Origin of the sequence: Pseudomonas sp. MH10, from assembly GCF_034353045.1 — a bacterium.
Lineage (GTDB): Bacteria > Pseudomonadota > Gammaproteobacteria > Pseudomonadales > Pseudomonadaceae > Aquipseudomonas.
The window spans coordinates 3,485,324-3,497,337 of sequence record NZ_CP133783.1 but is presented as its reverse complement, the minus strand read 5'-3'; the positions used below and the strand labels follow the sequence as shown (position 1 = coordinate 3,497,337).

14 protein-coding genes are annotated in these 12,014 nt (G+C 58.8%); 10 read left to right on the top strand and 4 right to left on the bottom strand.

What is annotated here, in order from left to right:
• The first annotated feature begins 720 nt into the window (after positions 1-720).
• The 9 genes from mdcA to madM all read left to right on the top strand — a co-directional run bounded on the left by mdcA (position 721) and on the right by madM (position 8,044).
• Positions 721-2,397, top strand: coding sequence for a malonate decarboxylase subunit alpha (gene mdcA / locus RHM59_RS15505; RefSeq protein WP_322224637.1), 1,677 nt, complete (start codon positions 721-723; stop codon positions 2,395-2,397).
• Positions 2,397-3,272, top strand: a complete 876-nt coding sequence (locus RHM59_RS15500; RefSeq protein WP_322167073.1) for a triphosphoribosyl-dephospho-CoA synthase — start codon at positions 2,397-2,399, stop codon at positions 3,270-3,272. The genes mdcA and RHM59_RS15500 overlap by 1 nt, the downstream gene beginning before the upstream one ends.
• A 2-nt stretch (positions 3,273-3,274) precedes the next feature.
• On the top strand, positions 3,275-3,574 hold the full coding sequence (locus RHM59_RS15495; protein WP_322167074.1) for a malonate decarboxylase subunit delta: 300 nt from the start codon (positions 3,275-3,277) through the stop codon (positions 3,572-3,574).
• On the top strand, positions 3,567-4,418 hold the full coding sequence (locus RHM59_RS15490) for a biotin-independent malonate decarboxylase subunit beta (protein ID WP_322167075.1): 852 nt from the start codon (positions 3,567-3,569) through the stop codon (positions 4,416-4,418). The genes RHM59_RS15495 and RHM59_RS15490 overlap by 8 nt, the downstream gene beginning before the upstream one ends.
• Positions 4,415-5,218: a biotin-independent malonate decarboxylase subunit gamma gene (mdcE, locus tag RHM59_RS15485; RefSeq protein WP_322224635.1), complete on the top strand. Its 804-nt coding sequence runs from the start codon at positions 4,415-4,417 to the stop codon at positions 5,216-5,218. Before RHM59_RS15490 ends, mdcE begins: the two co-directional genes overlap by 4 nt.
• Positions 5,212-5,850 carry a malonate decarboxylase holo-ACP synthase gene (locus RHM59_RS15480; protein ID WP_416195021.1) on the top strand — a complete coding sequence of 213 codons (639 nt, stop codon included), beginning with the start codon at positions 5,212-5,214 and terminating at the stop codon, positions 5,848-5,850. Before mdcE ends, RHM59_RS15480 begins: the two co-directional genes overlap by 7 nt.
• Positions 5,847-6,782, top strand: a complete 936-nt coding sequence (mdcH, locus tag RHM59_RS15475; RefSeq protein ID WP_322224632.1) for a malonate decarboxylase subunit epsilon — start codon at positions 5,847-5,849, stop codon at positions 6,780-6,782. Before RHM59_RS15480 ends, mdcH begins: the two co-directional genes overlap by 4 nt.
• A gap of 64 nt (positions 6,783-6,846) precedes the next feature.
• Positions 6,847-7,278 (top strand): malonate transporter subunit MadL, encoded by a 432-nt coding sequence (gene madL / locus RHM59_RS15470; RefSeq protein ID WP_322167079.1) that lies wholly within the window; start codon positions 6,847-6,849, stop codon positions 7,276-7,278.
• 1 nt (position 7,279) lies between these two features.
• Complete coding sequence (madM, locus tag RHM59_RS15465) at positions 7,280-8,044, top strand: malonate transporter subunit MadM (protein WP_322224630.1); 765 nt, start codon at positions 7,280-7,282, stop codon at positions 8,042-8,044.
• A gap of 69 nt (positions 8,045-8,113) precedes the next feature.
• Here the strand turns inward: madM and RHM59_RS15460 are convergent, their stop codons facing one another.
• The 3 genes from RHM59_RS15460 to RHM59_RS15450 all read right to left on the bottom strand — a co-directional run bounded on the left by RHM59_RS15460 (position 8,114) and on the right by RHM59_RS15450 (position 10,295).
• Positions 8,114-9,034 (bottom strand): LysR substrate-binding domain-containing protein, encoded by a 921-nt coding sequence (locus tag RHM59_RS15460; RefSeq protein WP_322167082.1) that lies wholly within the window; start codon positions 9,032-9,034, stop codon positions 8,114-8,116.
• A 143-nt stretch (positions 9,035-9,177) separates the two neighbouring features.
• Positions 9,178-9,720, bottom strand: coding sequence for a chromate transporter (locus RHM59_RS15455; protein WP_322224628.1), 543 nt, complete (start codon positions 9,718-9,720; stop codon positions 9,178-9,180).
• Positions 9,721-9,722: 2 nt separating this feature from the next.
• Positions 9,723-10,295 (bottom strand): chromate transporter, encoded by a 573-nt coding sequence (locus RHM59_RS15450; RefSeq protein WP_322167085.1) that lies wholly within the window; start codon positions 10,293-10,295, stop codon positions 9,723-9,725.
• Positions 10,296-10,464: 169 nt separating this feature from the next.
• Between RHM59_RS15450 and trhA the strand changes: the two genes are divergently transcribed.
• The gene (gene trhA, locus RHM59_RS15445) at positions 10,465-11,082 is read left to right on the top strand and encodes a PAQR family membrane homeostasis protein TrhA (RefSeq protein ID WP_322167086.1); all 618 of its coding nucleotides are present in this window, start codon (positions 10,465-10,467) and stop codon (positions 11,080-11,082) included.
• Positions 11,083-11,186: 104 nt separating this feature from the next.
• Here trhA and RHM59_RS15440 read toward each other — a convergent pair whose 3' ends face one another.
• Positions 11,187-11,906, bottom strand: coding sequence for a 16S rRNA (uracil(1498)-N(3))-methyltransferase (locus tag RHM59_RS15440; RefSeq protein WP_322224626.1), 720 nt, complete (start codon positions 11,904-11,906; stop codon positions 11,187-11,189).
• Positions 11,907-12,014 lie beyond the last annotated feature (108 nt).

Sequence of the window (12,014 nt, the reverse complement as noted above, 5' to 3'; positions counted from 1 at the left end):
GTCTGGGTGAATATGTTCTGAATGATAAAGATCGGCATGTTCGATCCTCTTTTTGTAAGGCCAAAATTCATTGGCTCACATGCTGGCTCAGGTCCACCCACGCCGTATGTAGGACGCATCCGCGACCGTATTAGGATATTTCCTAAACGTAAGTTATAAAAAAACCGCCTGCGATAACGCGGCGGTTTTTGAGTTGAAGGCGGGGATGTATTAGTGCTCAGTTGGAAACAGTAGAGCGTTTATCAACTAATGCCGAAGGCTGCGAAGCCGCTACGACTCTAAGATTTAATTGACAGGGGTGATAGCAAGCAGCCGTAGACCGTGGGAGCAGGCTTGCCTGCGAAGAGGCCGGAATCGCGCCGCTGATGTCGACCTGAAATGTGGGTCGCCTGCATTGGCACTTTCGTTAGCAAGCCCACAGAGACTTCGTTAGACCCGAAAGGGTACGACCGAAAATTTTTATCGCAGCCTTCGGCAGTTCCTACAGAATCCGCGGGACCGATTTATTCGGGAATACTTCAGTCCTGACACGCTGCAATCTCAAGCCACACCAAGTGCAACCCAGTTTGCTGCGCGACAGCGCGGCGTATAGGACGTGGCATTCACCATACAGTCGAAGCAATCATTACCCTAACCGTAACGATTGGGCGTTTTGCTTGATTGATGCTCAAGGCCATTCGATTCTAAGGTGACCCACGATAGCGAATTCGTGGAGCCAGCATGACAATAACAACAACACTCGATCCGCGCTGGTCGCGTCGGCGCAGCGAAAAGCAGCGGCGGCTCGAGCAGGTGCGGTCTCTCGCAGATGGCGTGGTACTGCCGACTGAACACATCGTCGCGGCGCTTGAGGCGCTGATTGCACCCGGCGACCGCGTGGTGCTGGAAGGCAATAACCAGAAGCAGGCAGATTTTCTCTCTCGCTCGCTGGCCAAAGTCGATCCCGCCAAGCTGCACGATCTGCACATGATCATGCCCAGCGTTGGCCGCTCGGAACACTTGGACCTCTTCGAACTCGGCATCGCCCGCAAGCTCGACTTCTCCTTTGCCGGCACCCAAAGCCTGCGCATCAGCCAGTTGCTGGAAGACGGCCTGCTGGAAATCGGCGCCATTCACACCTACATCGAGCTGTACGCGCGGTTAGTGGTCGATCTGATCCCGAATGTCGTGCTGTCAGCCGGTTTCATGGCCGACCGCGCTGGCAATATCTACACCGGGCCCAGCACCGAAGACACCCCCGCACTGGTGGAACCTGCCGCGTTCAGCGATGGCATCGTGATCTTCCAGGTTAATCAGATCGTCGACGATGTCAGCGATCTCCCTCGCGTCGACATCCCTGCGTCATGGGTAGACTTCGTGGTGTTGGCCGACCAGCCGTTTTACATCGAACCGCTGTTCACCCGCGACCCGCGTCACATCAAGCCCGTGCACGTGTTGATGGCGATGATGGCGATCCGAGGCATTTACGAAAAACATAACGTTCAGTCGCTCAACCACGGCATCGGTTTCAACACTGCCGCCATCGAGTTGATTCTGCCCACCTACGGCGAATCCTTGGGGTTGAAAGGCAAGATCTGCCGCAACTGGACGCTGAACCCGCACCCGACCTTGATCCCCGCGATCGAAAGCGGCTGGGTTGAAAGCATCCATTGTTTCGGCACCGAACTGGGCATGGAAAACTACATCGCTGCACGCCCGGACGTGTTCTTCACCGGTCGTGACGGCTCGCTGCGCTCCAACCGGATGATTTGCCAGCTGGCCGGTCAGTACGCGGTGGATTTGTTTATCGGCGCGACGTTGCAAGTCGATAGCGATGGTCACTCCTCAACTGTCACCCGTGGCCGCCTTGCCGGTTTCGGGGGCGCGCCGAACATGGGCCATGATCCTCACGGCCGTCGTCACGCCACCCCCGCGTGGTTGGACATGCGCCAGCAAACCGGTGACGGTCCGGCGGCGTACCTTGAACGCGGCAAAAAGCTCGTGGTGCAAATGGTCGAGACTTTCCAGGAGGGCGGCAAACCGACCTTTGTTGAAACCCTGGACGCGGTTGAAGTCGCAAAGAAAAGCGGCATGGCCCTGGCGCCGATCATGATTTACGGCGATGACGTCACCCACTTGCTCACCGAAGAAGGCATCGCTTACCTGTACAAGGCGCGCTCGTTGGAAGAACGTCAGGCCATGATCGCTGCGGTTGCCGGTGTCACCGTCATCGGCATGCGGCATAACCCCAAAGACACGGCGCGGATGCGGCGTGAGGGGTTGATTGCGCTGCCGGAAGATTTGGGCATCCGCCGTACCGATGCCAGCCGCGAGCTGCTTGCCGCCAAAAGCGTTGCCGATTTGGTGGCGTGGTCTGGAGGCTTGTACAACCCACCCGCCCAATTCAGGAGCTGGTGATGCGCGCACTTAAGCTAGAACCGCTCGCCATGTCGCTGGCCGAGCGCTTGGCCGACCTCGCGGTTGACGCATTGATTGATGAAGCCGACCTGTCGCCGAAACCGGCGCTGGTGGACCGTCGCGGCAACGGTGCACACAGCGATTTGCACTTGGGCTTGATGCATGCCTCGGCCTTGTCGTTGTGGCCCGCGTTTAAAGAGATGGCCGAAGCGGCGCTGGAGTTTGGCGCCGTCGGACAGCCGTTGCGGGAAGCCATCGGCCGCATCGGTCGCGACGGCGAAGCGGCGATGATGCGCACCACGGACGGCGTGAATACCCACCGTGGGGCGATTTGGGCCTTGGGCTTGCTGATAGTCGCTGTCGCGCTAGAGCCGGCGAATCAAACGCCCGCCGCGATCGGTCTGCGAGCGGCGCGCCTGGCCCTGATCGACGACCGTCACTCACCGGTCCAAAACAGCCACGGCGCTGAAGTCGCTCAACGTTACGGCGCACACGGTGCTCGGGAACAGGCGCAGTTGGGCTTTCCGGCAGTGCTGGAGTTTGGTTTGCCGCAGCTGCAACGCAGTCGTGCCGCAGGGCAAGGCGAGCAAAACGCCCGACTCGACGCCTTGCTGGCAATCATGACCACCTTGGGCGATACCTGCGTGCTGTACCGCGCCGGGGAAGCCGGTCTTCAGGCCATGCAACTCGGCGCACAGAAAGTGCTGGATGCGGGCGGCAGTGCCAGCCTCGCGGGTCGGCGTTGCCTGCACGAATTAGATGCGCAGTTGTTGAGCCTGAATGCATCGCCCGGTGGCGCAGCGGACCTGCTCGCAGCGTGCCTGTTTATCGATAGCCTTGAGCCTGGGCTCGGCGAACACTCGAGGAATGTTTGATCATGGAAACCCTTTCTTTTGAATTCCCTGCCGGGCAACCGCCCTTGGGCCGTGCGTTGGTGGGCTGTGTCGGTTCTGGCGATCTGGAAGTGATGCTTGAACCGGGCGAACCGGGCAAGTTGTCGATTCAGGTGACGACCTCGGTCAACGGTGCTTCCTCGCGTTGGCAGCACCTGTTCGAGCGGATGTTTGATGGACAAACACCGCCAGCCATGAGCATCGATATTCATGATTTCGGCGCGACGCCGGGCGTGGTGCGCTTGCGCATGGAACAAGGTTTCGAGGAGATCGGCCATGACTGACAGCGCACGCTTGCTCAATCAGCACAGCTTCGTCGAACTCAATGCTCGCCAGCGCGCCCGTGCAGTATTGGATGCCGGGAGCTTTCGCGAATTACTCGGCCCGTTCGATCGCATGATGTCACCGTGGCTGGCCAAACAAGGCGTCGTGCCACAAGCCGACGATGGGGTAGTGATTGCCAAAGGCACCATCGGTGGTTTACCGGTGGTGGTCGCCGCGATTGAAGGCGCGTTTCAGGGCGGCAGCATGGGCGAAGTCGGTGGCGCGAAAATGGCCGGTGTCTTGGAACTGGCCGCTGAAGACAACCGCAACGGAATTCCCACCGCCGCCGTGCTGTTGCTGGAAACCGGTGGCGTGCGTTTGCAGGAAGCCAATCTGGGCCTGGCGGCGATTGCTGATATCCATGCCGCGATTGTCGATCTGCGCCGCTACCAACCGGTGATCGGCGTGGTGGCGGGCAGCGTTGGTTGCTTCGGCGGCATGTCCATCGCCGCAGGCTTGTGCAGCTATTTATTGGTGACTCAGGAAGCCCGTTTGGGCTTGAACGGTCCGCAGGTCATCGAGCAAGAAGCCGGCATTCAAGAATACGACTCGCGCAACCGGCCGTTCATCTGGAGCTTGACCGGTGGCGAGCAGCGCTTTGCCAGCGCACTGGTGGATGCATTTGCCATCGACGACGTGGCAGCCATTCAGCAGCAAGTGGCCGCCCTGTTGCACAAGGGCTTGCCCGCGCAACATCGCAGCAATCAATACGAACACTATTTACAGCGCCTGTCCGAGTTGGACACCACCTCGCAAATCGACCCGCAAACCGTGCGCGCGCTGTACCAGGGAGAACAGTCATGAGTGATTTCTCAGTGCGGGGTTTGCAGTGGTTTTTGGCCCTGAGCAACGGCGCCGCTGAAGTACAGGGTTTGCCCGCATCGCTGAAAGTCGCCGACGGCGAATTGGGTCAACAGCCGGCGCGCTTTTTAGCGGTGGTTGCCGACACCGACAATCCGTTCCCTCGGGCGCGTAACGGTGAAGTGGGTCTGTTGGAAGGCTGGGGTCTGGCGAAAGCGGTGGACGAAGCCATCGAGCTGGATCAGCACAGCGAACACAAGCGGATCTTGATCGCCATCGTCGACGTGCCGAGTCAAGCTTATGGTCGCCGCGAAGAAGCATTGGGCATTCATCAAGCGCTGGCGGGCGCCGCAGACAGCTACGCCCGTGCGCGGTTGGCCGGGCACCCGGTGATTGCGCTGTTGGTGGGCAAGGCCATGTCCGGTGCGTTTTTGGCGCACGGTTATCAGGCCAATCGCCTAATCGCCCTGCGCGACCCCGGCGTGATGGTGCATGCAATGGGCAAAGCCTCTGCCGCCAGAGTTACCCTTCGCACCGTTGAAGAACTGGAAAAACTCGCGGCTAGCGTGCCACCCATGGCGTATGACATCGACAGCTTCGCGACCTTGGGTTTGCTGTGGAAAACCCTCTCTGTGAGTCAGATCGAAAAGCCCACTGCGCAAGACATTGAGCAGGTTCGAGCGTGCTTGATTGCGGCTGTGGAGGATGTTCGGGCAACTGGCACCGACTTGAGCAGTCGCCTTGGGGCAGAGAACCGAGCGGCGTCTTCCACGGTGCGTGAGCTGTTGCGGGCGCAGTGGTAATGAAGCGTTTTGGCGCGGTGCAGCCCCATGATTTGCTCTGGGGTTTGCCTGCGCGCGCGTTGCCGGCTGATGCGCCACTGTGGGTGGCCGACGCCTTGGGCCTCGGTCAACCGGTGGTGGTGCGTCGGGCATTGGTGGCGGCCGAACAAATTGCGGTAGGTGTGCGCGGTCAGCAGCGTGAACAACGCTATGCCACGCTGATGAACCGGGTTGATATACAACATCAGATTTCGCCGGAACAACTGATTGCTGCTGAATTTGAAGGTGATCACGATTGGCCCGCCTTGAAAGCGCTGAAGCAGATCAAGCCGGTGATGGACGATTTAGGCCTGGTGTGGGGCGTCAGCGGCAGCGCCGGTTTTGAACTGGCCAGTGGTTTTTCAGCGCTGCATGCTGGCAGCGACCTGGATTTGATTCTGCGCACGCCGCAGCTGTTTAGTCGCAACCATTCGGCGCAGTTGGTTGCTCAACTTGAATACGCTGTTTGCCGGATAGACGTGCAGTTGCAAACGCCCAGCGGCGGCGTGGCATTGCGTGAGTGGGCCGGAACTGCGCACCAAGTGCTGTTGAAAACCGATCACGGCGCGCGCTTGATCGACAACCCCTGGCTGTCGATCGAGCAAGCGGCATGAGCAGCTTTATGGTATTTCCCGGCCAGGGTGCGCAGTACCCGCAGATGCTCCATCAGTTGCCGGATGAAGCACTGATTCGCGAGTGCCTGCTTGAGGCCAGAGATGAGTTGGGCGAAGAAATAGGGGGGTTGGATTCTGCTCAAGCATTGACCTATACCCGGGCCGTGCAGCTGTGTTTATTGATCTCGGGCGTGGCCTGCGCTCGGTTGCTGATCGAACGCAGCGAAGCGCCCACCTATGTGGCGGGGCTGTCCATTGGCGCGTACCCCGCAGCAGTGATTGCCGGGTCGCTGGGGTTTGGCGATGCCTTGCGCTTGGTCGCCTTGCGCGGTGAGCTGATGCAAAACGCTTACCCCACAGGATACGGCATGACCGCGATCCTCGGTCTCGATCAAACCACGGTTGAGGCCTTGATCGCCGAGGTTCACTGCGCAGAGACGCCGCTGTACCTCGCCAATATCAATGCCGAGGCGCAAATGGTGGTGGCAGGCAGCGATGCGGCAATGGCTCACGTCGCCGAACTGGCAAAAGCCAAGGGGGCAGCCGCCGCAAAACGTTTGCTGGTCAGCGTGCCGTCTCACTGCGCGTTACTCGACCAGCCGGCGTTGGCCTTGGCAGACGCGTTTGCCAAGGTATCGATGCAAGCACCGACGGTGCGCTACCTCAGTGGCAGCACCGCGCGGTTGGTAATGACCGTCGATAAATTACGCGATGACCTGACCTACAACATGTGTCGGGTGATCGACTGGCGCAGCACCGTACAAACCGCTTACGAGCGTGGAGTGCGCCTGCAAATCGAATTGCCACCCGGCACCGTGCTAACGGGGCTGGGCCGAAAAGTGTTTGAACCAGGAGCTGCGGTCGCCTTTCAAGGGGCCCGCTTGGATACGTTGGGCGCGTTGCTGCAAGAGGAGGGACGCCGTAATCCATAGATCAAATAGCTGCTGCGAAGGATAAAAACAACAACTTCAGCAACGCAATGTGAGGATAAAAATAATGATTATTTACGGTGTGGCTTTACTGGCCATCTGCACCCTGGCAGGGGTCATTCTCGGCGACATGCTGGGAGTGTTACTGGGCGTCAAATCCAATGTCGGCGGTGTGGGCATCGCCATGATCCTGTTGATCTGCGCCCGGTTGTGGATGCAGAAACGCGGTGGCGGCATGACCAAAGACTGCGAGATGGGCGTGGGTTTTTGGGGTGCCATGTACATTCCGGTCGTGGTTGCCATGGCCGCGCAACAAAACGTAGTCGCCGCTTTGCACGGCGGTCCGGTTGCCATTTTGGCCGCCGTCGCCTCGGTGCTGGTGTGTGGTTGCGCCATCGCTTTTATCAGCCGATTCAACAAAGGCGAACCGCTGCCAGCTGAGGAACCGCCGGAAATGTTGCCGGCTGCACCTGTTGTCACCACCGTAGGGGGACGTTGATATGTGGCCACTACTGGCAAAAGACCTCGGCCAATACGGCCTGGTCACGGCGTTCGCGTTTGTCGGCATCGTCATGTGGATGTCCGTCGTTATCTCGAAACGTCTGACGTTCGGCCGTATTCATGGTTCAGCGATTGCCATTGTGATCGGGCTAATCCTTGCGTGGATCGGCGGCACAATGACCGGCGGCGAAAAAGGCCTGGCGGACATCAGTCTGTTTTCCGGCATCGGTTTGATGGGCGGCGCCATGTTGCGTGACTTCGCCATCGTCGCCACTGCCTTCGAAGTGCAAGCCAGCGAAGCACGCAAAGCCGGATTGGTTGGCGTCATCGCCTTGCTGCTGGGCACCACGCTGCCCTTCATCGTAGGGGCGAGCATCGCCTGGATGTTCGGTTACCGTGATGCGATCAGCATGACCACCATCGGTGCAGGCGCTGTGACCTACATCGTTGGCCCCGTCACTGGCGCCGCCATCGGTGCGAGCTCTGCCGTGATGGCGTTGTCCATCGCCACCGGCTTGATCAAAGCAATTCTGGTGATGGTTACTACCCCGATGGCTGCACGCTGGATGGGTCTCGACAACCCACGCTCGGCGATGGTCTTCGGTGGCCTTGCAGGCACCGTCAGCGGCGTCACCGCAGGTCTCGCCGCCACGGATCGCCGTCTGGTGCCCTACGGCGCACTGACCGCGACCTTCCACACCGGCTTGGGCTGCTTGCTAGGGCCTTCGGTGTTGTACTTCATCGTGCGCGGAATTATGGGCTAAAAAGCAAAAGGCCTCTCGCCCACGTTGGCTCCTACAGAGCCAACGTGGGCGAGGCGGTTTAAATCCGCATCAACCTTGCGAATGCCGATTGGCATACATTCGGCATTCAGCTACCAAGGCCAGTAAGTTTGGGTCGCGCTCTTTGGCTTTCAGGAACACCACGCCGATGTGTTGTTGCATGCGATAGCGTTTCTGGAGTGGGATCAAACGCACTCGGTTCTCATACACCGCCGCTACTCGTCCTGGCAGCAACGCATAGCCGACCCCGGAGCTGACCATGCTCAGCAGGGTGAAGATGTCGTTGACCTGCATCGCCACTTTTGGCTCAAAGCCCGCTTGTTGAAACACCCTAACCCCGTCTTGGTGGGTGGCGAAGCCTTGGGTCAGGGTCAGGAAGGTGGCTTCGCGTAGGTCGCTAAGGTCGACTTCGCTTTGGTGCGAGAAGGGTGAGTCCGCGGGGGCCGCGAGGAAGATGTCGTCGGAGAACAGCGGCAGTTGCTCGCAGTCGGGGTCGCTGACGCTTTCGTTGAGCGACACCAGAATCGCGTCCACTTCCATGTTTTTCAGCTTATAGAACAGGTCGATGTTTGAGCCGAGAATCAAGTCGATGTTCAGCTCGCTGCGGCGTATCTTCAAACCCATGATCAGTTGCGGAACGGTTTTGACGGTGAGGGAATACAACGCCCCGAGCTTGAATCGCGCGGCTGAAAACCCAGCAGCCTGACGCGTCACTTCCACGGTTTTGACCACGTCCTGAATCAGTTTTTGCGCACGCTCTTCCAGTACATAAGCGCTCTCCAACGGCGTCAGATTGCGGCCTTCGTGCTTGAACAGCGGGCAGCGCAAGGCGCTTTCCAGCGAGTGTATGGCCCGGTGTACGCTGACGTTGCTTGTCTGCAACTCAACGGCTGCCCGCGCCAAGTTGCCGGTGCGCATGAAGGCCAGAAATATCTCCAGCTTCTTCAGGGTCAGTTCTTCGTCGATCAACATGTCGGGCATTCCTATCAACAACCTATAACGCTTGAGTTAACTGTAGGGGCCAACGTGTTGGCGAGGCGATTAATCAAGTACACCCGCTAGGGCCTCTCGCCAACACGTTGGCTCCTACAGATAGTTGTGTGTGCTGTGGAGCGTCAGAACCAATCGGCATTCAACAAGCCGCTGGTTAAACCCAGCACGGTTCCGATCAGGATCAGCCAAATCGCATTGATCCTGGAAAAATAGATGATCGCGGCGCTGATAACGGTCAGTGATATTTGAGCCCAGCCGTTCTCCATGCTTTTGATCAACACGAACGACGCAGCCAGAATCAGGCCGATGGTCACCGGCAATAACGAACGCTTCACCCGCTGCACCCACGGCCGATGAGCCTGGCGCTCCAGCCAGGCGGCGCCGTAATAGGTGATCATCGAACACGGCACCAGCTTGGCCACCATCACTGTCAAAGCACCGGAAATGCCCGCCGCTTCTTGGCCGATGAACACCAGAAACATACCATTGGGCCCCGGCAATGCTTGGGCCATGGCGAAGAACGCGACAAATTGTGCGTCGGTGACCCAATGCGCCTGCATCACGGTGTAGCGGTGAATATCGCTAATCGCCACGCTGTTGCCGCCAATGGCCATCAATGACCAGAGCACGCAGTTGAATGCCAGTTGCAGCAGCACACTTTGCATGGTCAAGCCTCGCCCTGATGCGCGCGACCGTCGGGGGTGAGGTAGCTGAGCGCCAGTGACAGCGGGATGCAGATCAACAGCACCGTCCACAGCGGCAACACCAACAACCCGGTGAAGACGAAGGTGATGACGAACACAGAAAGGGTATGAATGTTGCGCGGCATGCCCTGCAGTAACCTGAGGGTGGTGCCGAGCATCAGGCCGGTGGCGATTGGCATTACGGCGCCGAAGACCTGCTGCACTGCGTACACGTGCCACCATTTGGTGTAAGCAAAACCGGCGAGAATCGTGACGATAGTGGGGAAGAGATAGAGGCCGACAATCGACACCCAGGCGCCGGCCAACCCTTGCTGACGCCTGCCGAAGATGATGCAGATGTTGCCAATATTAGGACCGGGAAAGAACTGGCCGGTGGTCAGCAGCTCTGCGAACTCCGCGTCATCGACCCATTGCCGGCGGTCGACCATCATTTGCCGCGCCCACGGCATGACGCCACCAAACCCGAAGAGCCCGACCATGGCAAAGTTGAAAAACAGCTCCCACAGCGTCGGGCGAATAGGGTTGGGTAATTGCATGGCGATTCTCAAAAAGGCTTAGGCTCAAACGCGCTCAGTGTGAACGTTAGGGCGCTAATTACTCTAGTTTTTTATCGACGAGCGCGACAAGGATTGAGGTCGGGGATTGCGCTTTTGACGCATAACCCTGAGCCTTGCGCGCTGGGTTGTAGGCTTTTGAGGTTCGAGTATGTATCACGGGGAACGTTTCAACGCCTGGACCCACTTGGTGGGGGCCGTGTTGGCTTTCATAGGGGTGGTCTGGATGCTGGTAATGGCCAGCATGGACGGCAGTGTTTGGAAGATCGTCAGTACGGCTATTTACGGCGTGACCTTGCTGCTGCTGTACAGCGTGTCCACGGTGTATCACAGCGTCCGGGGCCGGGCGAAGGTCATCATGCAGAAGGTCGATCACCTGTCGATCTACCTGTTGATTGCGGGCAGCTATACGCCGTTTTGTCTGGTCACCCTACGCGGGCCGTGGGGCTGGACACTGTTTGGTATCGTCTGGGGCTTGGCGGTGATCGGCATGTTGCAGGAAATAAAACCCCGCTCCGAAGCGCGAGTGATGTCCATCGTGATTTACGCGGTGATGGGCTGGATTGTGTTGGTGGCGGTCAAACCGCTGATGGCGGCACTGGGCACAGCGGGATTCGCGTGGCTGGCGGCGGGCGGAATTTTGTACACCATCGGTATTATCTTTTTCGCCTTCGACACGCGATTCAGGCACTGGCATGGCATCTGGCATTTATTCGTGATGGCTGGCAGTTTGCTGCACTTTGTGGCGATACTTTTTTATGTGCTGTGATCTTAAATCGGGTTGATTTCTTCGCAGGCAAGCCTGCTCCCACAGTTGTGTTCAGCACCCTGTGGGATCAGGCTTGACCGGTTCACCTTGCCTGCGAAGGCTGTTTAGAAATCACCCCATAACTGTTGGGCGACGCTCAGTGCCACCACCGGTGCGGTTTCGGTTCTCAGGACGCGGGGGCCGAAGCGGGCGGCGTGGAAGCCGGCGGTTGTCGCTTGGTCGACTTCAGCATCGTTCAACCCGCCTTCAGGACCAATCAAAAAGGCCAGGGTGAAGGGCTTGTCGTGGCGGCTCAGTGGCTCGGCAACGGGGTGCAGCACCAGTTTCAAATCCGCATCGGTCTGCTTCAGCCAGTCAGCCAAAGCCAGCGGCGGATGAATGACCGGCACCACAGAACGGCCGCATTGCTCGCAGGCGCTGATCGCGATTTGTTTCCAGTGCAGCTGGCGCTTCTCGGCCCGTTCGTCCTTGAGGCGGACTTCACAGCGCTCGCTGATGATCGGGGTGATTTCGCGGACGCCCAGTTCGGTGGCTTTCTGAATCGCCCAATCCATCCGCTCGCCGCGTGACAAGCCTTGGCCCAAGTGGATTTTCAGCGCCGATTCGGTTTGCCCGGCGAACTGCTCGTCGAGGTTGACCCGCACGCGTTTTTTGCCGACTTCGAGTAACGTGCCGCGAAATTCGCTGCCCGATCCGTCGAACAATTGCAGGGCGTCACCTTCGGCCATGCGCAACACGCGGCCGATGTAATGCGCTTGGGCTTCTGGCAGTTCGTGTTCGCCGAGGCTCAGGGGCGTCTCGATAAAAAAGCGGGACAGTCTCATGGTGGGTCTCTGAAATGGGTTGAATCTGTTGAAACAAGCGTGCGGGGTTGTGCCTGATATCTTGCGTGAACTTCTTCGCAGGCAAGACTGCTCTCACAGGTTCGCATA